The organism is Brevundimonas sp. TWP2-3-4b1, from assembly GCF_049897665.1.
Taxonomy (GTDB): domain Bacteria; phylum Pseudomonadota; class Alphaproteobacteria; order Caulobacterales; family Caulobacteraceae; genus Brevundimonas; species Brevundimonas subvibrioides_B.
Genome location: NZ_JAFCWQ010000006.1, coordinates 57,679 through 83,106, shown reverse-complemented (window position 1 = coordinate 83,106; position 25,428 = coordinate 57,679). Strand labels below are relative to the sequence as shown.

The 25,428-nt window shown below is 67.9% G+C and carries 19 protein-coding genes; 9 read left to right on the top strand and 10 right to left on the bottom strand.

What is annotated here, in order from left to right; genetic code table 11:
* Positions 1 to 2,769, bottom strand: coding sequence for a TSCPD domain-containing protein (locus tag ACP7A5_RS06670; protein ID WP_426041178.1), 2,769 nt, complete (start codon positions 2,767 to 2,769; stop codon positions 1 to 3).
* Positions 2,770 to 2,974: 205 nt separating this feature from the next.
* On the opposite strand from ACP7A5_RS06670, the gene ACP7A5_RS06665 reads away from it, so the two are divergent.
* Both ACP7A5_RS06665 and ACP7A5_RS06660 read left to right on the top strand, forming a co-directional pair.
* Complete coding sequence (locus ACP7A5_RS06665; RefSeq protein ID WP_425987293.1) at positions 2,975 to 3,367, top strand: NADH:ubiquinone oxidoreductase subunit NDUFA12; 393 nt, start codon at positions 2,975 to 2,977, stop codon at positions 3,365 to 3,367.
* Positions 3,364 to 4,041, top strand: coding sequence for a DUF2155 domain-containing protein (locus tag ACP7A5_RS06660; protein ID WP_426041177.1), 678 nt, complete (start codon positions 3,364 to 3,366; stop codon positions 4,039 to 4,041). Before ACP7A5_RS06665 ends, ACP7A5_RS06660 begins: the two co-directional genes overlap by 4 nt.
* Here the strand turns inward: ACP7A5_RS06660 and aat are convergent.
* The 4 genes from aat to ACP7A5_RS06640 are packed head-to-tail and all read right to left on the bottom strand — an operon-like array spanning position 4,008 to position 7,061.
* Complete coding sequence (gene aat, locus ACP7A5_RS06655) at positions 4,008 to 4,703, bottom strand: leucyl/phenylalanyl-tRNA--protein transferase (protein ID WP_426041176.1); 696 nt, start codon at positions 4,701 to 4,703, stop codon at positions 4,008 to 4,010. The two genes, ACP7A5_RS06660 and aat, sit on opposite strands and share 34 nt — an antisense overlap.
* Position 4,704: 1 nt before the next feature.
* Complete coding sequence (gene accC, locus ACP7A5_RS06650; RefSeq protein WP_426041175.1) at positions 4,705 to 6,057, bottom strand: acetyl-CoA carboxylase biotin carboxylase subunit; 1,353 nt, start codon at positions 6,055 to 6,057, stop codon at positions 4,705 to 4,707.
* Positions 6,058 to 6,061: 4 nt separating this feature from the next.
* On the bottom strand, positions 6,062 to 6,574 hold the full coding sequence (gene accB, locus ACP7A5_RS06645; protein ID WP_426041174.1) for an acetyl-CoA carboxylase biotin carboxyl carrier protein: 513 nt from the start codon (positions 6,572 to 6,574) through the stop codon (positions 6,062 to 6,064).
* 25 nt (positions 6,575 to 6,599) lie between these two features.
* On the bottom strand, positions 6,600 to 7,061 hold the full coding sequence (locus tag ACP7A5_RS06640; protein ID WP_426041173.1) for a type II 3-dehydroquinate dehydratase: 462 nt from the start codon (positions 7,059 to 7,061) through the stop codon (positions 6,600 to 6,602).
* Positions 7,062 to 7,190: 129 nt separating this feature from the next.
* Here ACP7A5_RS06640 and thiS point away from each other — a divergent pair, with 129 nt between their 5' ends.
* The 4 genes from thiS to ACP7A5_RS06620 all read left to right on the top strand — a co-directional run bounded on the left by thiS (position 7,191) and on the right by ACP7A5_RS06620 (position 10,575).
* The gene (gene thiS / locus ACP7A5_RS06635) at positions 7,191 to 7,388 is read left to right on the top strand and encodes a sulfur carrier protein ThiS (RefSeq protein WP_426041172.1); all 198 of its coding nucleotides are present in this window, start codon (positions 7,191 to 7,193) and stop codon (positions 7,386 to 7,388) included.
* Positions 7,389 to 7,428: 40 nt separating this feature from the next.
* A complete protein-coding gene (locus ACP7A5_RS06630) occupies positions 7,429 to 8,235 on the top strand; it encodes a thiazole synthase (protein ID WP_426041171.1) in 807 nt (268 codons plus the stop codon).
* Between the two features lie 57 nt (positions 8,236 to 8,292).
* Complete coding sequence (locus tag ACP7A5_RS06625) at positions 8,293 to 8,796, top strand: DUF3224 domain-containing protein (RefSeq protein ID WP_426041170.1); 504 nt, start codon at positions 8,293 to 8,295, stop codon at positions 8,794 to 8,796.
* A 69-nt stretch (positions 8,797 to 8,865) separates the two neighbouring features.
* Positions 8,866 to 10,575 carry a hypothetical protein gene (locus ACP7A5_RS06620; protein ID WP_426041169.1) on the top strand — a complete coding sequence of 570 codons (1,710 nt, stop codon included), beginning with the start codon at positions 8,866 to 8,868 and terminating at the stop codon, positions 10,573 to 10,575.
* A gap of 231 nt (positions 10,576 to 10,806) precedes the next feature.
* Here ACP7A5_RS06620 and ACP7A5_RS06615 read toward each other — a convergent pair whose 3' ends face one another.
* Positions 10,807 to 11,379 (bottom strand): hypothetical protein, encoded by a 573-nt coding sequence (locus tag ACP7A5_RS06615; RefSeq protein ID WP_426041168.1) that lies wholly within the window; start codon positions 11,377 to 11,379, stop codon positions 10,807 to 10,809.
* A gap of 346 nt (positions 11,380 to 11,725) precedes the next feature.
* Here ACP7A5_RS06615 and ACP7A5_RS06610 point away from each other — a divergent pair, with 346 nt between their 5' ends.
* Positions 11,726 to 14,167, top strand: coding sequence for a hypothetical protein (locus ACP7A5_RS06610; protein WP_426041254.1), 2,442 nt, complete (start codon positions 11,726 to 11,728; stop codon positions 14,165 to 14,167).
* 62 nt (positions 14,168 to 14,229) lie between these two features.
* Here the strand turns inward: ACP7A5_RS06610 and ACP7A5_RS06605 are convergent, their stop codons facing one another.
* The 4 genes from ACP7A5_RS06605 to ACP7A5_RS06590 form a co-directional block, all read right to left on the bottom strand.
* Complete coding sequence (locus tag ACP7A5_RS06605) at positions 14,230 to 15,651, bottom strand: phospholipase D-like domain-containing protein (RefSeq protein ID WP_426041167.1); 1,422 nt, start codon at positions 15,649 to 15,651, stop codon at positions 14,230 to 14,232.
* 439 nt (positions 15,652 to 16,090) lie between these two features.
* A complete protein-coding gene (locus ACP7A5_RS06600; RefSeq protein ID WP_426041166.1) occupies positions 16,091 to 16,888 on the bottom strand; it encodes a thioredoxin domain-containing protein in 798 nt (265 codons plus the stop codon).
* A gap of 22 nt (positions 16,889 to 16,910) precedes the next feature.
* A complete protein-coding gene (locus ACP7A5_RS06595; RefSeq protein ID WP_426041165.1) occupies positions 16,911 to 18,335 on the bottom strand; it encodes a M48 family metalloprotease in 1,425 nt (474 codons plus the stop codon).
* 55 nt (positions 18,336 to 18,390) lie between these two features.
* Entirely contained in the window at positions 18,391 to 21,084 is a 2,694-nt protein-coding gene (locus ACP7A5_RS06590) for an Rne/Rng family ribonuclease (RefSeq protein ID WP_426041164.1), read from the bottom strand.
* 580 nt (positions 21,085 to 21,664) lie between these two features.
* On the opposite strand from ACP7A5_RS06590, the gene ACP7A5_RS06585 reads away from it, so the two are divergent.
* Together ACP7A5_RS06585 and ACP7A5_RS06580 are read left to right on the top strand one after the other, a co-directional pair.
* The gene (locus tag ACP7A5_RS06585) at positions 21,665 to 22,831 is read left to right on the top strand and encodes an N-acetylmuramoyl-L-alanine amidase family protein (RefSeq protein ID WP_426041163.1); all 1,167 of its coding nucleotides are present in this window, start codon (positions 21,665 to 21,667) and stop codon (positions 22,829 to 22,831) included.
* Positions 22,832 to 22,907: 76 nt separating this feature from the next.
* Positions 22,908 to 25,334 carry a penicillin-binding protein 1A gene (locus tag ACP7A5_RS06580; protein WP_426041162.1) on the top strand — a complete coding sequence of 809 codons (2,427 nt, stop codon included), beginning with the start codon at positions 22,908 to 22,910 and terminating at the stop codon, positions 25,332 to 25,334.
* Positions 25,335 to 25,428 lie beyond the last annotated feature (94 nt).

Sequence of the window (25,428 nt, the reverse complement as noted above, 5' to 3'; positions counted from 1 at the left end):
CTATCCGCGCATCTGGGGCGCGATCCCGCAGGTGTCGCAGATCCAGGCCGCCCCACGCTGTTGCAGGGTGAAGTCGCCGCAGGCGGGGCAGGCATCGGCCTCGCTGTGGTCGCCGCTGACGACGGGCGCCTCGGTGCGGCGGCCGAAGGGCAGGACGACCAGATTGTCAGGCGTGGCGCCCCGCGCGAAGCCCTTGGAGATGAAACGGGCCGCCGGGACCAGTTCGTCAGCCTTGCCAGAGCCCAAACCGTCGGCGTCCAGGGGCTCGGCGTCGGCGTTGGCCAGCTCGTGCCGATCCAGGTAGCTGACGCCCAACTCGCGGAAGATGTAGTCGAGGATCGAGGTCGCGGAGCCGATCGAATCGTTGCCGGTGACCCGCCCGGCCGGCTCGAACCGGGTCAGGACGAAGGCGTCGACGAACTCGTCCAGCGGCACGCCGTATTGCAGGCCAATCGAGACCGCGATGGCGAAATTGTTCATCAGGCTGCGGAAGGCGGCGCCTTCCTTGTGCATGTCGATGAAGATCTCGCCGAGCTCGCCGTCCTCGTATTCGCCGGTGTGGATATAGACCTTGTGGCCCCCTACGGCGGCCTTCTGGATATAGCCCTTGCGGCGGTCGGGGAGTTTTCGGCGAGTGCGGACGCGCTCGATGACCCGTTCGACCACGCGCTCGGTCCTGGCGGGACGGGGCGAGGGAGCGGGTTCCGGCGCGCGCCGGGCCGGTTCGACGTCCGGCAGCAGAAGCAGGGGCTGGTTCGCTGCCTGACGGCGCGACAGACGAATCGCGCGGCGGCCCTCGGATGCGGCCTGGGTCAGCATGGCCATGGCCGCGCCGATGCCCGCCCGGCTGGGCAGCTGCACCGATGTCATGTCCGCGACGTCGCTCGACGGCTCCGCCGCGCGCACGAGCGCGGCGGCTGCGGCATCGAGGTCGGCGAGAACGGTCTTCAGTCGGGTGGGCGTGCTGGGCCAGGCGGACAGGTCCCGATGCCCGAACACATGCTCCGTCGCTGCCGCGATTTCATCGGGGGACGCCAGCTGGGCCAGCAGCCCGCCTTGTATCAGGGTCTCCTGATCGATGCCCAGGACATCGCGGATGAAGCCGGCTTCCAGGGTCGGCGCTCTAAAGGCGTCTTCGAGCCGCTCGACATGGGTCAGAGCCGTCTCGACGGCTTCCAGCTCCAGTTCGGTGAACCCTTTCGCCGAGAGTTCGGCATGGCCGAGGGCCGGCGAGTCCATCAACGTCCGACGGCCCAGCAGCCAGCGCTCGGCGCCCTCCACGTCGCCGCCCTGGGCGGCGATCGCGGCGGCCAGCGTCGGATGCAGGCGGCGAACCATCTCGCCGTCGCGGGTCTGGAAGACTTCGAGGCCGGACAGAGGGGCGACGCCCAGCCGCAGATCCCGCTCCGCGTCCGCTGACAGGGTGGCGATGAGGCACTGGCGGCGACCGGACGCGCTCGCGGCGGCGTGGGCCTGGGCGGTACGCAGGGCTGCGGCCCGCCCCAGATCGCTCGTCAGGTCGGCGAGGCGCGCCTCGCGCGCCGCAAGGGCGGCGAGGATGGTCTCGGCGGCGACGGGCCAGTCGGCGGCGGGGCGCAGGGTCTCGGCCAGTTCGCTGGAGGCCAGGGAGGCTGACGCCGCCAGCAGGCCTGAGGCGGCCACGAACTCGGTCTCGTTGATCGCTCCGTCGGCCTGGGACGCCAGCCAGTCGAGCCCGCCCACCAGAGTCAGGACAACCGGCCGCACGGCGTGACGCCGTCGGGCCAGACGGCCGTCGGGGGCGAAGCCGCAGGCGACCTCGATCTCCAGCGCCGTCGTCCACAGCCGGGCGAGGGCATCCAGGCCTGCGATCATGTCCGGCAGGGCGGCGGCCACGGCGGGCAGGGCGATGGCGCAGCCCGGAGCGATGGCCAGATCGGCGGCGGCCTCCGCATCGCGCACGGAGAAGGCCACGATCAGGTCGTCGGCCAGACAGCCGTCGGCGGCGGCGCGCAGCGGGGCGTCCATCGGCGAATCGGGATCGGACACCGCGACGACCCGCGTCTGTTTCAGCGGTTCCGGTTCGGGGGCGGAGAACACTCGCCGGGCGATGGCGTCCAGGATGGCCGTGTCGTCGGCGCCGGCCCGGCGGGCTGCGAGGGCGGCGCGGCCCAGGACCGGGTTGGCGGCGGGGTCGGAGCATATCGACGCCGGGCCGTCGCAACGCCTGACCGCGTCGGTCACGGCCCGCAGGGTGCGGGTGACCCCGGACAGGGCGTGGGCGGTGACGCGCGCAGTGCGCCGCCGCGCCGTGTCGCTTTCGAATCGCGCGCGCACCCCGGCGTCGCCGAGATCGAAGACGGTCGCGTTGCGCGTCGGACCGGGCTGATCCTCGGCTGCAGGGGGAGTCCGCGCGCCCTCCATCAGGACCGAGGACGGCGCGGCCAGCCCCAGAATGACGCTGGCGACCAGCTCCGAAGCGAAGGTGTCGGCAGCGATCGCGGACGGGAATATGCCGGTGGAACGGCCCCAGGCGGCGAGGCGGGCGGCCCAGCGATCCAGGGCGCCGTCCAGGACGGGGGGGCCGGCGGCTGCGGTGCGGGTCGGCGCCCCCTCGAGGCGGGGCCAGTCGTCGGGCGACTGGTCGTACCAGTCCAGCCACGCCTCGACCCTGGCGTCGCTCCAGCCGGCAGGCGCCAGCACCCTGATGACGCGGTCAGCGCGCTCGATCTCGCGCCCTTCGCACACGACGGAGGCGGACAGGTCGGTCAGGAAGGGGGTGAAACGCATTCGCAGGCCCGGACAGGATCGTTTCGCCAGCCTAGGGCGCTCCGCAAGGTCGCTGCAATAGATGTAGCGGTTTGAGGCGAGGTTACCCCCAAGATGTTGCTCCATGTGATTTGGGTTGGACGCTGGACGCGGACGCGGCCGGTTTCTATGATCGGGCGAGTGGATCGGGGCTCCCGCCGATCCGAATCTGGACTGGAATCGCCTCGTGCTCGGCAGAATCTTCGGTTGGACGTCCGGCGCGACGATCGGCACCCTCTTCACCATCGCCAAGCGCGGCGAACTGATCGGGACCGACGAGAACGGCAACCGCTATTATCAGTCGCGCGATAACATCAGCTACGACGGCCGCAAGCGCCGCTGGGTCGTTTACGACGGATATGCCGAGGCGTCGAAGGTGACGCCCGACTGGCACGGCTGGCTGCACTATACCTTCGATGAACCGCCGACCGAGGCGCCGTTGCCGCGCCGTCGCTGGGAACTGGATCACCGCCCCAACATGACCGGAACGCCTTTGGCCTGGCACCCGCAAGGGTCACTGCTGGAGGAGGGCGTGCGCCCGGCAGCGACCGGCGACTACGAGGCCTGGAAGCCCGAATGAACCGTGCTCGCATCCTGCTGATCGGCACGGCGGTCGTCGGACTGGCCGTCTCGGGCGGCGTGGTCGCGGGCGGCTGGCAGAATGCGCCGGCCCAGGATGCGACCCCGGCGCCCGATCCCATCGGCGACGTCCTGAGATCGACGCCGCAGACCGACGAGGCCGCGCCCGCTGGTGATCCGGCCCCGGCCGTGCCCATCGCTATTACTCCGCCGACGCCCGCGATCCAGATCGAGACGGCCGCTCTTCAAGGGGATGAGGCCGACGCCGAGGGAGCGGATGACGCGGACAAGGAAGACGAGGACGCCGAGTCTGAAGCGGACAAGGCCAAACGCCTCGCCGCCGATACCGTGCTCCCGCGCCAGCGTCGCCGCGTCGCCATCATCGAGGCGATCGACAAGATCACGGCCGAAAGCATGCGGTTCGAGGTCGAGGTCGGCGGTCGCCCGGTACGCTTCAACCAGGCGCTGATCTTCACCGCCCGCGCCTGCGAGGTCTCGGCGGAGAACGAACTGGTCTCGGACGCCATCGCCTATGTCGATGTGACGCTGCAGCCGAAGGCAGCCGGCGCCGCGCCGCGCCAGATCTTCCGGGGCTGGATGTTCTCGTCGAGCCCGGCCATCAGCGGGCTGCAACACCCGATCTATGATGCCTGGGTCGTGGGCTGCAAGGCATAGGTTACGGCCTCCACGCCTGACAGCGGGCGGGTGAGGGCGGACGTGTCCGGTATCACGGGCAAGGCGTCGGCCAAGCGTTTCAGATAGGCCCGCTGCGGGATTTCCAGCAGACCGAACTGATCCAGATGCGGCGTGCGGAATTGGGCGTCGAGCAGTCGCCAGCCGCCAAGCCGAAGCCGCGCCACCAGATGGACGAGCGCGACCTTTGAGGCGTCTGTGGCCCGGCTGAACATGCTCTCGCCGAAGAAGGCGCCCCCCAGGGTCACGCCGTAGAGGCCGCCGACCAGGACCTCGTCTCTCCAGCATTCGATGCTGTGGGCGTGACCCCGCATATGCAGGTCGAGATACAGGCGCATGATGGGGTCGTTGATCCAGGTTTCCTCGCGCCCTGGCCCGGATGCGGCGCAGGCATGCAGGACGGCGTTGAAGGCCGTATCGACGCGCACGACGAACGGTTCGTTGCGGATCGTGCGGCGCAGACGGGCGGGAATGTGGAAGCGGTCGAGCGCGATGACGCCCCGCTGCTCGGGCTCGACCAGATAGACGCGCGGATCATCCCTGTCCTCGCCCATTGGAAAGACGCCGTGGGCGTAGCACTGCAACAGGGCGTGGGCGTCAAACGGATCCGGCGGCGTGAAGGCGCTGGCCGCCGGATCGGTCACGTCAGGCGTCGGTCTTTTGACGCTTGGCCCAGTTCTCCAGCCAGTGGATGTCGTAGTCACCGGACAGGATGTCGGGCTCGTTCAACAGCTTCTGGAACAGGGGAATGGTCGTATCGATGCCGCCGATGACCATCTCGTTCAGGCTGCGCTTGAGCCGGGCGACGCACTCGGCGCGGTCGCGGCCGTGGACGATCAGTTTGCCGATCAGGCTGTCGTAGTAGGGCGGGATCGAATAGCCGGCGTAGATGGCGCTATCCAGCCGCACGCCCAGCCCGCCGGGGGCGTGGAAGTCGGTGACCGTGCCGGGCGAGGGGGCGAAGGTTTCCGAGTTTTCGGCGTTGATCCGGACCTCGATGGCGTGGCCCTCGAAGTGGATATCGTCTTGCGTGAACGAGAGCGGCAGGCCGGCGGCGATACGGATCTGTTCGCGGACCAGGTCAACGCCGGTGACGGCTTCGGTGACCGGGTGTTCGACCTGCAGCCGGGTGTTCATCTCGATGAAGAAGAACTCGCCGTCCTCCCACAGGAACTCGATGGTGCCGACGCCGAGGTAGCCGATCTTGCCAATGGCCTTGTTGACGACCTCGCCGATCTGGATGCGTTCGGCGGCCGACAAGGCAGGCGACGGGGCCTCTTCCAGCACCTTCTGGTGGCGACGCTGCAGCGAGCAGTCGCGTTCGCCCAGGTGGACGACGTTGCCGTGGCTGTCGGCCACGACCTGGATCTCGATGTGGCGGGGCTTCTGAAGGTAGCGCTCCATATAGACCGCGCCGTTGCCGAAGGCGGCCTTGGCCTCGGTCTGGGCGGTCTGGACGGCCTCGACGAGATCTTCGGCGGTCAGGGCGACCTTCATGCCGCGTCCGCCGCCGCCCGCAGCCGCCTTGACGATCAGCGGGAAGCCGATCGTCTTCGACGCCTCGATGGCGGCCTCAATCGTCTCGACCTCGCCGGCCGAGCCGGGCACGCAGGGGATGCCGGCTTCCAGCACTGTCTGCTTGGCGCTGATCTTGTCGCCCATGACCCGGATGTGCTCGGGTTTTGGACCGATAAAGGTCATGCCGTGAGCCTCGACGATCTCGGCGAAGCGGGCGTTCTCGGACAGGAAGCCGTAGCCCGGGTGGATCGCCTGGGCGCCGGTGATCTCGGCGGCCGCGATGATCGACGGGATGTTCAGGTAGGATTTCGCGGCCGGGGCCGGGCCGATGCAGACGCTTTCGTCCGCCAGCCGCACCCACATGGCGCCGCGATCGGCTTCCGAGTGCACGGCGACGGTGGAGATGCCCATCTCCTTGCACGCGCGGTGAATACGCAGCGCGATCTCGCCGCGGTTGGCGATGAGGACTTTGGTGAACACGGGATCAGGCCTCGAGGACGACGAGAGGTTCGCCGAACTCGACGGGCTGGGCGTCGCCGACCAGGATCTCCTGCACGACGCCGTCGCGTGGAGACTGGATCGGGTTCATCGTCTTCATGGCCTCGACGATCAGCAGGGTCTGACCCTTCTTGACCTTGTCGCCGACCTTGGCGAACGGCGGGGCCTCGGGCGAGGCCTGCAGATAGACGGTGCCGACCATCGGCGACTTCACCTGCTCGCCCGACTTGGCGACGATCGTGGCCGGGTCCGACGGCATGGACAGAGGCGCTGCGGCGGCTACGGGCGCTGCGGCGGCCTGCGGGGCGTAGGCAGGAGTCGACGCGTACTGCATCACCGGGGCGGCGGTGATTTCGCGGGCGACGCGGATGCGCAGCTCGCCGCGCTCGACCTCGATTTCGGTCAACGAAGTGTCATTGAGAATGTCGGCCAGCTGGCGGACCAGCATGGTGTCGATCTCCACCGAGGACTCGTTATCCAGTTTCTTGTCGGTCGCCATGAGAGCTATGCCTTGTGGTCTGGGTTCAACGGGCAGGCGATGCGGAGCGTTCCCGCGCCAGCCGGAGGGCGGCCTTGACGGCCAGTTCGTAGGAATGGGCGCCGAAGCCGGAGACGATGCCAGTCGCCGCCAGCGAGACGTAGGAGTGGCGCCGGAATTCCTCGCGGGCCGCCGGGTTGGACAGGTGGCACTCGACGACCGGGATCGTCAGGGCCTTGAGCGCGTCCAGCAGGGCGATGGAGGTGTGGCTGTAGGCCGCCGGGTTGATGACGAGCGCCACAGCTTCCGTGCGAGCCTCCTGGATCCAGCCGACCAGTTCGCCTTCATGATTCGACTGGCGGAAGACCACGGTCGCGCCTTCAGCCGCCGTCTCGCACAGGGCCTGGACGTCGGCCAGTGTCTCGCGCCCATAGATGTGCGGCTCCCGCACCCCCAGGAGGTTGAGGTTGGGGCCGTTCAGGACGTAGAGGACGGGGGTTTCGGGCATTCGCTCCGGATGGGTTGGCGACGGGGCCAATGAGAGTGGTTCGCCGCTTCGGTGGGCGGGCCTTTTAGCGGAACGGCGTCGCTCGTCAAAGCCGAGGTTGCGCCGCACAGGTCAGGTTGACGTAACGACATGCGCATTCAAGTCAACGGAGATACGCGAGAGGTGGCCGCGCGGACGGTCCTGGCGCTGGTCGAAGAGCTCGGATTCGACGTTCGCAAGGTCGCCGTTGAGCGCAACCTGGCCCTTGTGCCCCGGTCGCTGCATGCCGTGACGGCGCTGGAGAACGGCGACCGGATCGAGCTGGTCCAGTTCGTCGGCGGCGGGTGAGCGGGTTCCGTTCCCGGGCGCGCAGGCCTAGATTGGCGCGATGAACGCTCCCTTCGTCGCACCGACCGCCGATTTCCCGACCGATCGCTGGACCGTCGCCGGTCGCAGCTTCAACTCGCGCCTGATCGTGGGCACCGGCAAATACGCCGACTATGCCCAGAACGCGGCGGCGGCCGAGGCTGCGGGGGCCGACATCGTCACCGTGGCCCTGCGCCGGGTGAACCTCAGCGATCCGTCCCAGCCGATGCTGGTCGATTATCTGAAGCCGGACCGGTTCACCTTCCTGCCCAATACGGCGGGCTGTTTCACGGGCGAGGACGCGGTGCGGACTCTGAGGCTGGCGCGCGAGGCAGGCGGCTGGGACCTGGTCAAGCTGGAGGTTCTGTCCAACTCGGCGCACCTGTATCCCGACATGATCGAGACGCTCAGGGCCCTGGACCTGCTGGTCAAGGACGGGTTCGACGTCATGGTCTACTGCACCGACGACGTGGTCATGGCCAGGCGGCTGGAAGACGCGGGCGCGGCGGCGATCATGCCGGCGGCCTCGCCGATCGGATCGGGTCTCGGCATCCAGAACCGGGTCAATATCCGGCTGATCGTCGAGCAGGCACGCGTTCCGGTGCTGGTTGACGCCGGTGTCGGCACGGCCTCGGATGCCACCATCGCCATGGAACTGGGCTGCGACGCCGTGATCGCCAACACGGCCATCGCCGGGGCGCGCGATCCTATCGGCATGGCGCGAGCGATGAAGCACGCCGTCATCGCCGGGCGCGAGGCCTATCTGGCCGGGCGTATGGCGAAGAAGATGTACGCCGATCCGTCCTCGCCGCTGGGCGGGCTGATCTGAGCTTGACGGAACGCGGGTTCGGAGACAGGGTGTTCCTGTAATGTTCCGGAGCGACCGATGCGCACCCTGACTCTCCGAGGCTATCTCGCCGTGGCTGTTCTCGGCCTGTTGATCGCGATCGGGGTCATGGCCGCCGGAAGCGCCAAGGCCCAGGAGACCGTCGTGCACCACGCTGTTGGAACCTTCGAAGTGGCAATGGTCCCTGCCGACGAAGAGGTTGTCGAGGCCGGACTGGGCCTGTCGCGCTATGGTCTGATCAAGCGCTTCAAGGGCGGCATCACCGGCGTGTCGAGCGGCCAGATGCTCACGGGAGGGCCTCCGGGCGACACGACCGGGACCTATATCGCGCTGGAGCGGGTGGTTGGCACGCTGGATGGCAAGGAGGGCGGCTTCCTGCTGGCTCATCGGGGCGACATGAGCCTGGAGGGCTATACGCTGTCGATCACCGTCGTGCCGAACTCGGGCACCGGAGCGCTGGCGGGGATCAGCGGGGACTTCGCCCTGACGCTCGAAGGCGGGGAACACCGCTACGACCTGAGCTACAGCCTGCCAAACCCCTGAGACGATCGGGGCGCTTGGAAGCGCTCTGCGGCTGGTGCAGGATCGTCGCCTCGGATCGAGGGGAAGACGATGCGACTGACACTACTCACCTTCACCGCCGTCGCCCTCTGTCTGGCGGGGCCGGCCGCCGTCGCGGATGCGACCACGGCCGCGGCGGATGCGGAGGCGAGCGCCTCCCTGTTGCAGAATCCCCGGGGATGCGGCCGGGTCGGGTCGGTGCTGGACGCCGCGCCGGAAGCCTCCATGGTCCTGGTGCCCGGTTTCGGCGAGGTCGCGAGCTGGCCTGTCGACACCACAAATCCGGAGGCCCAGGCCTGGTTCGACCACGGGGTGCGGCTGCGCTGGGCCTTCGAGCACAAGGAATCGGTCCGGGCCTTCCGCCGGGCGCGGGCCATCGATCCCGACTGCGGCCTGTGCGCCTGGGGCGAGGCCTGGGAGACCGGGCCCAACCTCAACGGCGGCGGCACGGATGACGACTCCCTGCGGGCCGGGCTCAGGCTGGCCCAGCTGGCCCGGCGCGAGGCGGGAGGCGCCACTGCGGTCCAGCGCCAGATGATCGACGCCCTGATCCAGCGCTATTCCGGGGCCAAGGCCAGCCAGGGCGTTCGCTTCGCCCGGGCCATGGACCGGATCGTTCGCCGCAACCCCGACAGCCCCCTGATCGCCGCCATCGCCGCCGACGCCTGGATGCTGCAGGCCGATGAGTGGTTCGACGACGACGGCGCGCCCAAGGACCGCGGCATCGTCCGGGCCATGGACATCCTTGAGGCGTCGCTGGCGAAGGCGCCCGACGACCCCGGCACCATCCACCTCTACATCCACCTGACCGAGTGGTCCGACGACCCGCACAAGGCCATTCCCTATGGCGAGAAGCTGGCCCGGCTGGCGCCCTCGGCCAGCCATCTGGTGCATATGCCGTCGCACACCTTCTATCGCGTCGGGCGCTACCGGGACGCCATGCGATCCAACGTCGAGGCCGTGGCCCTGGACAAGCGCTATGACCGGCTGGCCGCGCCTCCGGGCGGGATCACCGGCATGGCCCTGCATGCCCACAACATCCACTTCGGCATGGGCGGCGCCCTGATGGCGGGCGGGGCCGAGGAGGGGCTGGCGCTCGCCGAGGGCTTCCTGTCGACCTATCCCGACATCCCGGCCGAGAACCTGTGGCGTCAGCTGATGGCCAACGACGCCTATGCGATCTACGGCCGCTTCGGCACGGCCACCCAGGTCGCAGCCCTGGCGGAACCGCCGGAAGACAAGCCGGTGCAGCGCGCCAACTGGCGCTACGGCCGCGGCGAGGCGGCGGCCCGGGCCGGCGATGCGGGCGCCGTCCGCGCCGAGGCCGAGGCCATCCGGGCGATCCGCGAAGGCGACGCCATCACCGGCGCCCAGGCCGCCGACATGAAGGACTTCATCGAGGTCTCGCAACGCGTGCTGGAAGGCCGGGCGGCGATGCTGGAGGGCAATGCGGCGGCGGCCGTGGCCGCCTTCACCCGCGCCGCCGAGATCCAGGGCCAGGAGGAGGAGGGCGGCGACCCGCCGATCATCTGGTTCCCGACCCGCCGCAGCCTGGCCGCCGCGATGCTGGCCAATGGCGACGCGGCCGGCGCCAAGGCGAAGATTGAGGAACTGCTGACCGACTGGCCGATGGACCCCTACAGCTATTTCGTCCTGGCCGAGGCCGAGGCCGCCTTGGGCAACACGGCCGCCGCCGAGGCCGCGCGGGCGCAGGCGCGGGTCGAGTGGATCGGCGGGGAGATGAGCCTGAAGCTGGCCTAGGGCCCCGCGTCTGTCCCGTTTCGTGCCCTGGTCCTGACGCAAAACACCCTGACGAAACGGACGAAACGGACGAAACTCGGGATCAGGTCCTCAATCTCCGTGCACCCCGGCGAAGGCCGGGGTCCAGATGGCAGACGCTGTCTCTCGATCAGTCGTTCAGGTGCGAAATCCCGGCCGCTTCGGTTTGTGATCTGGACCCCGGCCTGCGCCGGGGTGCACGGGTGGGGGAGGTCAGGTCTCTTCCGCCGCCTCCTCCTCGGCCGCCGCCTCGTCGTCTTCCACCCGCCCCTCGGCGATGGCCTCGTTGATCCGGTGCAGATAGGCGGCGCGGACGTAGTCGACCTCGCGGAAGGCGGCGGCGTCGCTGTCCAGACCGTCGCCGCAGCGCTCGACGAGCTGGCACAGCCGCATCCAGGCGACGGCCTGCTGCGGCCGGTCGACGGCGGCGTTCTCGGCCGCCTGGCGGAAGGCGAAGCGCCGCAGGGTCCGGGGATGGGGGTTGAACAGGAGGCCGAAGCGGGAGGTCGACTCGGCCGCGTCCACCTCCTCCAGCGCCGGATCGGTCTCCATCTCCTCGTCTTTGGTGCGCGGCCCGGCCATCCAGGGCGGCGGCGGGGCCACACGTGCAGGCAGGAAATCACGGCGTCGCCAGCCCTCGAGGGCCGCGCGGCGGCGGACGCTGCGGTCGGTCGTGCCGTAGCGTTCGGCGATGACGGCGCAACTGACGCCGGCGATGAAGTCCTCGCGGGCGTGGCCCCAGGTTTCGGCGGTGAGGCGGGGCGGTCTGTGGTCGGTCTGGGTCATGCCCGGCATTGTCCGGCCGTTTCGAACCAGGGCGCGTAAAATGGCTCTCGTCAGAGCCGGGCGTTGAATTTAAAGGGGTTTGGGGACGATCCGCGCCTTGGTATCAGGGCTATCGCATACATTGATGAGCCTGATAGCGGACGCTTCGAACGTCGGTAACGGGTGGGGAGCGGACATCGGGCGGGGATACTGAAAAGGCCTCCAGAACGTCCTGTCTCGGCGACCATCCTTGCTACCCTGGAATGGGCCGTCGCACTGGACAGGCTACAACATCGGGTTGTTCTGCCGGACAGCCCCGGGTAACATGCTGCTATAGAGCAGTTCTCGTTTGTCTTGGAGTTTGGGTATGCCGACCATTACGGGCACGATTGGCAACGACACCCTGACCGGTTTCGACGACACGACTGACCCGGAAGCAGGGACCGACACGATCTCCGGCCTGGGTGGCAATGACACCATCAATGGACTGGGCGGCACGAACACCCTCTACGGCAACGAAGGCGACGACGTCTTCCTGTTCACGTCGAACACGACCGAGACCCAGACGGTCAATGGCGGATCCGGCGTTGACGTCTTGGACTTCACTGCCTTGGGCGCACGACGCTTGTCTTACGGCGACTTCACCGACGGCCGAATGTCGTTCAACGGCGATGGGCCGGCAGGCACGCCGCCCTACAGCAGTGTTCCAGCGGGAACGCCGCGCTACACCTGGTATGCCACCGAGGTCGAGCGTCTGGTGTTCGGCGCCCAGGACGACACGGTCACCCTGGGGGGCTTCCTGTCCGTGACGGCCGATCTTGGCGGGGGTAACGATTTCGGACATCTCGCCGTCCTCGGCTATCAGGCCAACAGCCAGACTCCCTTTGCCCATGGCGCTGGAGGGTCGACAATCAATGGCGGCGACGGAAACGATTTCCTGCGGGCCACCTTCAACGGGCCCAAACAGACCGGGACCCTGAATGGAGACGGCGGAAACGACACCTTCGTGATCGCGTTTGGCACGAAAGTGCCAGTCTACGGGTCGGTTTCACCCACAACCAACTATGCTTCCGACACGTTTCTCACAGTGAACGGCGGGACCGGCCGTGATCTGCTGTCGCTCGAGGGGCCGGTCGGGACGGCCACCGGCAATGAGGCCTTTGGCGTTCGCGTGAATATCGATCTGCGAGCCGGGTCATTCTCGATTCTGTCCAACGTCGTATCGTTCTCGAGCATTGAGGACGTAAATTCCACGTTCGGAGGCGCAATCACCGGCACCGCGGGCGATAACGAACTTAGAGTCACGGGCTTCAATGCCGTCGATCTGTTCGGCCTGGGCGGCAATGACAGGCTGTTCGGGGGGGCGGCGGGCGACATTCTGGATGGCGGCGACGGCGACGACTATCTCGTCGGCGGGGCTGGAGCCGATCGCCTTGTCGGAGGGGCTGGAAATGATGTGATGTACGGCGGCGAAGCCGGGTCATCGGTTTCTTCCGGGCAGGATGTCCTGAATGGCGGGGACGGCGACGACCAACTCTTCGGCTCGGGCACCCTGGATGGCGGCGCAGGCAATGATATAATTCGCGGCTCGGGAATCTTGATTGGCGGGCAGGGCGACGATCAGCTTTCCGGCAGCGGGAGCTCGGAAGATACTCTGCGACCCGGCGCGGGTCAGAATTTCGTTTCAGGGGGAGAGGGGCCGTACACGTCTTCTCCCGACACCGTGGAGTTCAGCTACAGTTGGGCGGACGCGGACATCCGCACCTTCCTGAGCGGGATGGTCATCACAAATCCGAACGGCGTGGATACGCTGGATCATTCGATTGAGAGGTTCCAGTTCTCGGATGTGTTGATCAACAACTACGACGGCAATTATCTCGTCGACGACCTGTACTATCTGACCGAGACACGGGATTTCAACGCGCCGACCGTCGATGCCGAGGCGTCATACAACTCCGTGGGCTGGCGGATGGGCCGGGACCCCAACCCTCTCTTTGATACGTCGGCCTATCTCGCCGCCTACCGTGATGTCGCTGCAGGCGGGAACAATCCGCTGGACCACTATCGCCTCTATGGGTGGAGGGAGGGGCGCGACCCGTCCTTGGCGTTCGACACCGAGCAGTATCTGGCCCGGAATCCACAAGTGAGGCTGGGCGCCGCCAGCGCGCTGGAACACTATCTCATAGTTGGCCGGTACGAAGGCCGCCAGATCTATGCAGCGGTGGGCGCCACGATCGTCGAGGGCTTCGACCGCGACTACTATCTGATGGCCAATGAGGACGTGGCCAGGTCGGGAATGGATCCCTATCAGCACTTCATCCAGTATGGCTGGCGCGAAGGGCGTGATCCGAATGCCTATTTCGACGTCAGCTTCTACCTGGATCGGTATGTGGACGTGCGGGCCGCCGGCGTCGATCCGCTGCAGCATTTCTACCAGTTCGGATATGCCGAGGGTCGCGACCCATCGGCACTGTTCAACTCGACCTATTACGCCAGCACATATCGCGACGTCGGCGCTGCGGGCGTCAACGGCCTCGAGCACTATCTGGAATACGGGCGTCTGGAAGGGCGCAACAACATCGCTCCCCCGTCAGCGGCCTCAGCCGACATGAACAGCGGCTCTTGGCCGGTCCTGGAGATGAGCGGGGAACAGGCGGACTCAGACCTGGCGTGGGTTTTGCCTGCGCTTGAGATCGAGCGATCTGAACGGCATCGGATGGACGAACTCGGGTTGGAGATCCTTGATGTTTCGGCTCCGCCAAGCGTGCCTTTGATCGATCCTTGGCATTCCGAGTTCCTGCTGGCGTGATGTTCTGACCGTTTTGGGGCTGGAGCCGACCGTCGCGTGAGGATGGAAAGCAGACGCTGCGGCTAGATTGACTTTTTGCTGAGCCGCCTGGGCGGCGTGGGGAGGCCTGCGCGCTGCACCTTGCGGGCCGCCGCTGCCAGGGCTGCTTTCAGGCGGGCCCGCCGGCTCCAGGGTCGCCATGAATCATGTGGCGTTATCGGGTCTCCAATGTGGAAGGTCGCGATAAAGGTGGCCATTGGCCCGATCGGCGTTGGCGTCAACGGTCGCAGGCGGCAGTAACCGGCCAAGCGAAGCGCCTCGATGGCCAGACCGACCCGACCTGCCTTGCTGAGCGCCGCCTGGACGATGCCGTCTTCACAGCCAAACCAGTGGGCGAGGATGCGGGTTCGAATATCCCTGATGCGCGCCCGGTCTTCGGCGCCGCGGGCGCCGCGGGGCGCCTCGATCGACAGATCGCATTCCGTGTCAAAGCCGAACGATCGATTATTCAGGTTGCTCGATCCAACGCGCAACAGCACGTCGTCAATGATCGCCATCTTGGCATGGACAATGATCGTGTGGCCGAGGGTAGTGATCGGACTGTAGGCATGAAAGCGGCCGTGCTTATCGGCGTCCTGCAGTCGCTTCAGAAATACCGACCGGGTACGATCCATGGTTATCTGGTCGAAATAGCTCGGCGAATGTTGAGTCGAAACCAGGATGATCTCCGGCCCCTTCGGCTCACCCAGGCGCGTTGCAGGGGCCTCCGCCATGATCGGTGAGGTGAGGTATTGGTTCTCCAGATAGATGCAGCGCTTCGCCGCCGCGATTGACGCGAGATAGAGCGCCTCGCTTTCCCGAACCTGCTTGACCCGCCGCCACGCCGCCACGCTCCGGGACAACCCCACGGTGACCTGGCGAAAGTCGGGATTTACGGATGCCGGCCAGGCAGATGGCGGGAGCGTGTCCGGCTCAGGCAGTATCTCTTTGGTGGCCCGGAGCCAGCGATCTCGAACCAACTGTCCCAAGGCGCGCGCGGGGTCGCCGTCCACCACCGTCATCACCTCGTGCCGTGAATCGAAACACGTGTTGTCGTGAGAGGTTTTCTCGCGGCGTGGATTGTTGTCGAGATGATCAGCCGTGTCCCAGCGGTCGGGTCCGATGTCGCCGCCGCCACAGAATGCGACAGCATCGTCAACGATGATGACCTTCTGGTGATGCGAGGCGCCCAGCGGCAAGGCGCCGTCCAGCACGAACTTTACTGCCGTGCCCGCGAAGCATTTGCGCGCCTTAAGTGGAAAGAAGTCCTGCGTCGCGGCGATCGGCAAGGGCGACTTCCAGCACAGCACGCGCACGTCCAAATCTGGTCGGCTGCAAGCGAGCTCTTTCAGGAATGCGCCGAAGCGGTCGGAGTCTGGCCCTGTACAGCCTGGCTGGGGGTCGAAGAGCGTGTCGGGATCAAACGCCCAGTTCAGCAGGTGGATCGAACGCTTGGCCCGGGACATTGCGTCCCTCGCTGCGAGGAAATAGTCCGCCATATCGAGCAGGAAGGCGGCTCGCGGAGCGACCCCGACGCGCCAACAAGTGGTCCCCTCGTGTAGCAGCATTGTCAGATACCCGAAGTTCACGCGGCCGCGTCGTGCAGCCGGCGGCTCCGACGCCACAACTGCCGAGCTTCCAGTCGCGTTCCGCCGCTAGCCGATATTGTCGCGCCAACGGGGCCGCTGCCTGACCCCAAGCCCATCCTCAGACTGATAAAGCGCTTCCGACTCACTGCGGAAAGTCCGCAAAGAGTCGGACGCGGTCCAGCGCACATCTCCCGAAATCGGACGTCCGCCCGAGCTTTGAATGCCGTCTTTCGGGCAGTGAGCCGAGGACCGGTTCTGGGGCAACAGCGTCGGTAGCTCGCGGCTCTGCCTCATGCCCAAGTCCAGCTGCCCCCGACTACTCCCGCTTCGCCGCCTCGATCGCCGCCGCCACCTCCTGCGGGTTGATGGTGGCCGTGGTCTTGCCGTTGATCAGGAAGGTCGGGGTGCCGATGAGGCCGAGGGTGGCGCCGGTGGTGTGGATGTCGGCCAGCAGGCGGTCCGTGCCGGTATCGCGGATAACGGCGGCGGCCTGGTCCAGGGCGACGCCGTTGGCGGCGAGGATGCGATCCACCGCCTCGGGCGTCAGGCTGCGCTCGGCCATGAGGGCCTGGTGGACGGCGAGGTATTTGCCCTGGCGATGGGCGGCGAGGGCGGCGCGGGCGGCGTAGTTGGAGGTGGTGCTGTCGCCCCGGTCGAGGATGGGCCATTCCTTGAAGACGAAACGGACGTCCGGATGGGCGCGCATCAGGGCCAGATAGTCCTCGGAAACGGCCTTGCAGCCCGGGCACTGGTAATCGAAGAACTCGACCACCGTGACCTTCGCATCGGCGGGGCCGAAGGCCGGGTCTCGCGGGTCGGGCGCCATCAGGGCCGCGTTGGAAGCGACGGCTGCGTTGATCGTGTCGACGCGGACGGTCTCGGCCCGGGTCTCGAACGCGGCCTGGACCTCGGTCATGACTTGGGGGTTGGCGAGCAGATAGGCGCGGACCTTGCCGCCGAAATCGCCCCCGGTGAAATAGGGCGCGGCCGCCAGACCCAGGGCGACCACGGACACCGCCAGAGCCGCCGCGCCGCCGCGACCGGACGCGAACCAGGCGAGGGGGGCGCGAGTCGGCTTGTCGTCCGGGGACGGGGCGGGGGCTTGGTCGGTCATGCAGGTCTCGAAAAAGGAGAGGTCAGGCGCCGGGCGTGATGACGGTCTGTTGTTGTTCGCGGCGACGCTCGTTGCGCCGATCGACGTCGGCGATGTCGTCCATCGTGGCCCCGGACGCCAGAACGATGTCCATGGCGCGCCGCCATTCGTTCGAGCCGGGCGGCAGCATGTCGCGCGCGCGCAGGGCGAACTGGGTCGACTGTTCCTCAGCCCCGGCGGCGAAATAGTATTCGGCCGAGGCCAGACGCGCCTCGCCCTCCTTTCCCTGGCTGGCATAGGCCTGACCCAGCAGACGCCAGGCCAGGGTGTTGTCGCCTTCGCGGGCCGTGGCGCGCTTCAGCTGGTCGACGGCTTCCTCGAGGTTGGCGGGATCGTTGGTCTCGATCAGGGCGTGGGCCAGGTTGATGCGCAGCAGGGGGGCGTCGGGCTTCAGCCGGATGGACTCGCGGTGGGCGTCGATGGCCTCGCGCGGGCGGCCTTCCTCGAACAGAATCTGGCCCTTCAGCTCCCACAGATAGGGGTTGTCGACGTCCCCGGCGATCAGGGCGTCGGTGGCGTCCAGGGCGCGCTGGGTCTGGCCGTCGCGATACCAGGCGATGGCGCGGGCGTAGCGGGCCGGGAAGGACGTGTCGCTCTCCAGATAGGTGCGCAGGGTCTGGGTGGGCGCATCCATGAAGGCATGGACCTTGGCCAGGATCAGGGCATGCTCGGCCAGCCTCTCCGGGCTGTCCCTGTGGCTGTAGTGAGGCGCGGCCTCGACGGGCCTTCGCAGGGCCTCGATGCGCTGGCCGGACAGGGGGTGGCTGCGGAAATAGGGATAGCGGCGGGCGTCGGAGAAAACCTCCTGACTGCGGAAATTCTCGAAGAACTCGACCAGGCCCCGACCGGATTCGCCGGCGGCTTCCAGTCCGCGCGCGGCGGTGATGTCGGCCTCGCCCTCCTGGCCCTGCATGTAGCGCAGGGCCCCGAGCGTGCCGAAATACTGGCCGGACCCGATCAGCGCCATGCCGGCGCCCGGCTGACCGGCCGCGACGGCCAGGGCGCCGAGCGCCATCGACATCAGCATGGGTTGCATGCCCGCGCTCTGGGCGCCGTCGCGCAGGGTGTGCCGATTCTTGACGTGACCGGCCTCGTGGGCGAGCACGCCCAGCAACTCGTTGGGGTCGCGGGTGCGCAGGATCAGGCCGGTGTTGATGCCGATGATCCGCCCGCGCGTGGCGAAGGCGTTCAACTCGGGATCATTGATCAGCAGGACCTCGACCTCGGACGGTTCGAGACCCATGGCCGCGAACACCGGGTCCGACCACCCGCGGATGATGCCCTCGACCTCGGTATCGCGGATCGTGCTCTGCGCGGTGGCGGGTCCGGCCGCCGCCATCACGAGGACGGCGGCGGACGCGGCGACCAGCCCGAGAAGGGAGGACGTGACGCGGGTCGGCCGGATCATGGCGAACTCCTTCGACTGGCGCCCCCGCCCCACGGTCTAATCTAGGCGCGGTTCATCACAGACGCCACCATCCGCGTTTCGGCTTGGCCGGCGGCGCGGTGATCTGGTTCGGATCGTTGGCGATGATCGCGCTGAGATCGGCCTCGGGGGCCGGGGCGACCGAGGCCTCGGCGGTGACCAGGGTCTCCGTCCCGATGACGACCGATTCCGGCACCGGCTCGGCCGCGACGGGCGCGGTTTCGGGCTCCGCCTCGACGAAGGCGATCTCGGGCTCCAGCGGCGGCGCGACAGCCTCGACGGCTTCGGCCGTAACGACTTCGGTCTCCACCGCCGAGCCGGCCGTCTTGCGACGGACGCGGCGACGCTGGGGCTCGGGCGCGATCACCGGAACGACCGCCTCGGAGGCCTCGTCCGACAAGACCACGGCCATGGGAGTCTCGGGATCGCCGTCGGCGGGCATGCCTTCGTTGGTGGCGCGACCCTCGACCCTCAGATCCTGCGGCGTGGCGCGTTCGCCGCGACCCCTGCCGCGACGGCGGCGACGCGAGCGACCGCCTTCGCGGTCTCCGGCCAGTTCGCCCTCGGGACGTTCACCGATCATCTCCTCGACGTCGTGCGCGGCCTCTGCCGTGTCACGGGCGGGCGTGGCCGAACGTTCGGCGCGCGGGGCGGGGTTGATCGGGTCGAACCAGACATAGGGATCGTCCAGGGACGGCGTGCGGCCCCGGACCCAGAAGAAGGATCCCGCGCCGGCGCCGGCGCCGGCGGTGTCACCGTCTTCGCGGATGCGACGTCCGCCCCGACGACCCCGACGACGGCGACGGCCGGCCTCGCTGTCATCGTCATCGGCGGCCAGACCCTCGACCTCGGCGTCGGCGGCCACGGGAGCGGCCTCCTCGTCGCGACGCCCGCCCCGACGGCGGCGACCCCGACCGCGGCCCTTGTCGCCCTCCGAACGCTCGGCGCGCTCGGCCCGCTCGCGCGGTTCGTCGTCGTCGGAGTCTTCGCGATCCAGCGCGTCCTCGTCGTCGTCGCCCGCGATGATGTCGTCTTCGTCGTCGTCGTCTTCGTCCTGCCAGGCGTTGTCGTCGAAGTCGTCGTCGAGATCGGCCAGCGAGACGATGGCTTCAGGCGGGGTGAAGTCCTCGTTGGTTTCGGTGCGCTCGATGGCGCTCTCGCCCTGACCCATGCGGTCGTCGATCTGGATGATGACCGCCAGACCGCGACGCTCCAGCAAGCGCTGCAGATAGTCGCGCTTGTGGTTCAGGATGTAGAGGGCGACGGCCGAGGAGACCTTGAGGTTGATCGAGCCCGCGCCGTTCTTGCCGGCCTCGATGTCGACCGCACGCAGCACCATCAGGGCGGCGGATTCGGCCGAGCGGACGCGACCTGCGCCCTGGCAGTGGGGGCAGACCTCGGTGGCGCCTTCCAGCACGCCGAGGCGGCGGCGCTGGCGGCTGATCTCCATCAGGCCGAAGCCGGAGATGCGTCCCATCTGGATGCGGGCGCGGTCGTGGCTCAGTTCATCCTTGAGGATGCGCTCGACGGTCCGGTTGTTCTTGGACTCGTCCATGTCGATGAAGTCGATGACCACGAGACCGGCGAGGTCGCGCAGGCGCAGCTGACGGGCGGCCTCGACGGCGGCTTCGCAGTTGGTCTTGAAGGCCGTGGCCTCGACGTTGCGTTCCTTGGTGGCGCGGCCCGAGTTGACGTCGATGGCGACCAGGGCCTCGGTCTGGTTGATCACCAGATAGCCGCCGGACTTCAGTGGCACGATCGGCTGGTGGATCTGCGTCAGCAGCTCCTCGATGCCGTTGGCGGCGAACAGGGGTCTGGACCCCTGGTAGAGGTGAACCTTCTTCGCCTGCGAGGGCATCAGCACCCGCATGAAGTCGCGCGCCTCCTTGAAGCCTTCGAGGCCTTCGACCTGGATGCCGTCGAAATCCTTGTCGAACATGTCGCGTACGGCGCGGCGGACGAGGTTTTCTTCTTCGTAGATCAGCGAGGGGGCATGCGAGGCGAGGGTGGTCTCGCGGATCGTCTCCCACAGGCGCAGGAGATATTCGTAGTCGCGCTTGATCTCGGCCTTGGTGCGCTTGGCGCCGGCCGTGCGGATGATCAGACCCATGCCGCGCGGCACGTCCAGGGCGGCCGCGGCGGCCTTCAGGCGCTTGCGGTCGCTGGCCTGGGTGATCTTGCGGGAAATGCCGCCGCCCTTGCCGGTGTTGGGCATCAGGACGCAGTAGCGGCCGGCCAGCGAGAGCCAGGTGGTCAGGGCCGCGCCCTTGCCGCCGCGCTCGTCCTTGACGACCTGGATCAGCAGGATCTGGCGACGCTTGATGACGTCCTGGATCTTGTAGCGCCGCATCAGGCGACGCTTCAGCCGCTCTTCCTCGGCCATGCCGCCTTCGGAATCGCCGTCGTCCGAGTCACGGGCGTTCTCGTCGTCGTGATCGTCCTCGGCCGAATGCGCCTCGGCCATGATCGCGTCGCGGTCGGCGGCCGGGATCTGGTAGTAGTCGGGGTGGATTTCGTTGAAGGCCAGGAAGCCGTGGCGATTGCCGCCGTATTCGACGAAGGCGGCCTGCAGGCTGGGTTCTACGCGGGTGACCTTGGCGAGGTAGATGTTGCCGCGAAGCTGGCGTTTGGTTTTCGACTCGAAGTCGAATTCCTCAACCTGGCGGCCGTCCACGATAGCGACGCGGGTTTCTTCCGCGTGCGCTGCATCGATTAGCATCGTCTTTGACATTGAAGGTATCTCTCTGGCGCGCTCGGCCATTGCCTGGGGAGGCAACGGCGGCTCGCCGAACGGGGTAAGGGGCGGACGCGTGCGTCATCCCGTCGTCGCGGCGATGGCCGAAGACGACTGCGACCGGCCCGAAGAGGGCTGTCGGTTCACGGGAGAGGCAGGCGGAAATGCCCATGGGTTCTGGTAGGTCCTCGACCCGCACGCGCCGAGGGCGTCGCAAGGTCCGGTTCGGAATAGGCCCGGCTTTGTCGATCGTTGGGCCAGTCAGTCAGTGACCACGGTCAGAGACAGGGGGCGACACGATCCGCGAAGGCGGGAAGTCGGCACCGCGCCGGGGCCGCGCCAAACCGACTAAGCGGCGGCGCGATCGTTCGCGGACGGACGCAAGCATAAGCATCAAGTCACGGAATGGAAAGGCAGCCCTCGGCTTTAGGTGGCGAATGCGCGGAAAGCGTTGTCGCTTAACCCAATCCAAACCGGGCCCTGTCACTACGGGACCAACGATAAAGGTGGGCCCGCCGTCAGAATGACCGGTCGCAAGTATTTTAACCTGTCCCTCTGGGGCCCGCGGGAGTGGGCCATGACCGCGCTCGCCCTGCTGGTGCTGGGCGTCGTGCTGCTGGTCAGCACGCGCGGTCTGGCGGCCGGCGCGACCGGTGACGTGCGCGGCGTGCGCTTCGGCGGAGATGTGCAGCGGACCCGGGTCGTCATCGACCTGGACCGATCCGCTCGCGGAGAGGTGATCGAGAGCGGGGACCGCGGCTCGCTCGTTCTGACCCTGGCCGGGGTCGGCGCCGGTCGCGGCGTCGATGGCGCGGGCTCGGGACTGGTGCGCGACTGGCGCGTCAGCGCATCGGGCACGGCGTCGCGGGTGCAACTGGGCCTGGCCCGGACGGCCCGGATCGAGCGTCGGTTCCTGCTGCCGCCCGGCGACGGGGTCCCCTACTATCGCTATGTCATCGATATCGCCGCGACCGGATCGGCTTCGATTCCCGCGGCTGCGCGCCAGGCCCCGCGTCCCGAACAGCGCCGGGCCGAGCGCCCGTTGATCGTCATCGACGCCGGTCACGGCGGCCGCGATCCGGGCGCACAAGGCGCACAGCGCAGCGAGAGCGAGGTCACCCTGGCCGCTGCCCTGGCCTTGCGCGACGAACTCACCCGGACAGGCCGCTATCGCGTCATGCTGACGCGCGAGACCAATGTCTATGTCGACCTGTACCGCCGCGTGCGGATCGCGCGTCAGGCCGACGCGGACCTGTTCATCTCGTTGCACGCCGACGCCGGGGCCGATCCGGCCACGCGCGGGGCTTCGGTCTATACCCTGTCCGAACAGGGGGCCACGCGGGCCGTCCGCGAAGTGACACGCAGCGATGACTGGCACCGCGACCTGCATCTGCCGGGGCGGGATCCTTCGGTGGACCGGATCCTGCTCGACATGACCCAGAGGGCGACCCAGAATCGGTCGGCCCAGTTCGCCCGCGTCCTGCTGACCCACCTTGAGGCCGCCGACCATCCGCTGCTGCGCCGCAGCCACCGCGACGCCGGTCTGGCCGTCCTCCTGGCCCCCGACGTGCCGGCCGTGCTGCTGGAGATGGGGTTCATTACCAATCCCGACGACGAGCGGGCGCTGGGCGACACCGGTCAGCGACGCACGCTGGTCCGCGCCGTGGCCGAGGGGATCGACCGCTATTTCCGCGAACCGTCGGCCGGAACCCAGATCGCCGGCATGCCGAGCGCGGGCGGCTGATCCCGAACGATTCCGGCCTTCCCGCCGGACCCGGCGCAGGTTACATCGGGCCAAGGGCGTAGTCGGAGAAGTCTTGGTGAAGGTTGCCGAACGGTGGTTCGTGATTGCGGGCATCGGCCTTTTGGGCGCGATCGCGCTCGCAGGGCTGATCGTGGCGGTCTACGCCGCCTGGCTGTTCCATGACCTGCCCGATGCATCCGAGCTGGCCGACTATCGGCCGGCGACCGCGACGCGGGTCTATGCCGGCGACGGAACCCTGATCGGCGAGTTCTCGGACGAGCGCCGCATCTATGTGCCTTACGAACAGATTCCGACGCCGGTCGTGCAGGCCTTCCTGGCCGCCGAGGACCGCAACTTCTTCCAGCACGGCGGCATCGACGTGTCGGGCCTGGGCCGGGCCATGCTCAAGAACGTCTTCAATGCCGCCACCGGACGGCGGCTGGAGGGCGGTTCGACCATCACCCAGCAGGTCGCCAAGAACGTCTTGCTGACCAATGAATCGACCATCGGCCGCAAGCTGAAGGAAGCCATCCTGTCCAGCCGCCTGGAGGCGACGCTGTCCAAGGAGCAGATTCTCGAGCTGTATCTGAACGAGATCTTCCTGGGTTACCGGTCCTACGGCGTGGCCTCGGCCGCCTACAACTATTTCGGCAAGTCGCTGGCCCAGTTGACGCCGGACGAGGCGGCCTTTCTGGCGGCCCTGCCCAAGGGCCCCAACAACTATCATCCGAAGCGGCACCCCGAGGCGGCCAAGGGCCGTCGCGACTGGGTTCTGGGCGAGATGGCGCAGAACCGGTTCATCACCCAGGCGCAGTATGCCGAGGCGATCGCGCGTCCGCTGACGACCCGCGCCGCCCCGCGCCGCGCCGAATACCAGGACGCCGACTTCTTCGTGGAAGAAGCGCGTCGTCAGGCCGCCGCCAATCCGGAGTTCGGCGACCAGCTGAACGCCGGCGGTTTCTACATGCGCACCACCCTGGATCCTTCGCTGCAGACGGCGGCGCGCGACGCCCTGATGCGCGGGCTCGAGAACTACGACCGCCGCCATGGCTGGCGCGGGGCCTGGGGCACGACCGACTTCGCGCCGGGCTGGCAGGCCGTGGCCCTGCGCCAGACCGCTCCGCCGGAACGCCGCGAGTGGCGCGCCGCCGCCGTCGAGAGCGTCTCGGGCAACACGGTCCAGATCCGCACCGCCCGTGATGACACGACCGGCAGCCTGATCGTCTCGGATGCCGCCTGGGCCAACGCCAACCGGCCGCTCAAGCGCGGCGACCTGATTTTCGTCGAGCCGCGCAACGGCCAGTTCGCCCTGAAGCAGGTCCCGGCCGTGAACGGCGCCATGGTCGCCATCGAGCCGCAGTCGGGACGGGTCCTGGCCATGGTCGGCGGCTATTCCTACGCCCTGTCGAGCTTCAACCGTGCGACCCAGGCCCAGCGTCAGCCGGGGTCTTCGTTCAAGCCCTTCGTCTATGCCGCCGCCCTGGAGGGCGACTTCACCCCGGCCTCGATCGTGGTCGACGGGCCGATCAGCTTCGCCGGCGGGGCGAACGGTCAACGCTGGACGCCCGAGAACTACAGCCGTCGCTACTACGGTCCCTCAACCCTGCGGCGCGGCCTCGAGCTGTCGCGCAACGTCATGACCGTGCGCCTGGCCAACACCATCGGCATGGACAGGGTCGTCGACCTCGCGGCCCGCATGGGCGTGGCCGACAATCTGCAGCCCAATCTGTCGGTGTCGCTGGGGGCAGGGGAGGTCACGGCCTATCACCTCACCGCCGCCTATGCCGCCTTCGTCAACGGCGGGCGGCGCGTCGATCCCTATCTGATCGAATACGTCCAGGACCGGGACGGGGAGACCATCTATCGCGCCGACCAGCGCCGCTGCCGCGACTGCGGCCGCGCCTTCTCGGGCCAGGCCTCGCCGTATCTTGATCAGCGCGGCACGCAGGTGATCGATCCGATCACCGCCTACCAGATCAGCTCGATGCTGGAAGGTGTTGTGCAGCGGGGCACCGCCGCCAGCGCGCGCGGACTGGGCCGCTGGGTTGGCGGCAAGACCGGCACGACCAACGAATACCGCTCGGCCTGGTTCGTCGGCTTCACCACCGACATCGTGGTCGGGGTCTATATCGGCTTCGACGACAACCGGTCGCTGGGATCCGGGGAAGCCGGCGCCTCCGCCGCCGTGCCGATCTTCATCGACTTCATGGAAGACGCGTTGAAAGAGCGGCCGGCGCGGCCCTTCGTCCGTCCGCGCGGCGCCGTCTTCCGCAACATCAACGGCATCGAGGAGGCCTTCCGCCCCGGCACCGAGCGTCGCCGAGAGGAAGAGCGTCGCGATAGGGGCCCCGCCGTGCCGGAGGGGCCGCAGAACTACAACGAAGTCATCCGTCGCGAGCAGGAGGCGGCCGCCGGCATCACGCCCGGACCGTCCGCGCCCCCGCCGACCGCGCCGCCTGCGCCGAAGCAGGAGCCGGCCGAGGATCTGGACGGGCTGTTCTAGGACGCGGGGCAGCAGGGGTCAGGCCCTCGGCAGCAGGAAGGGCGAGCGTCGCCGGCGGGAAGAAAACCTCCTCTACTGCCTGCTGCCTATTGCC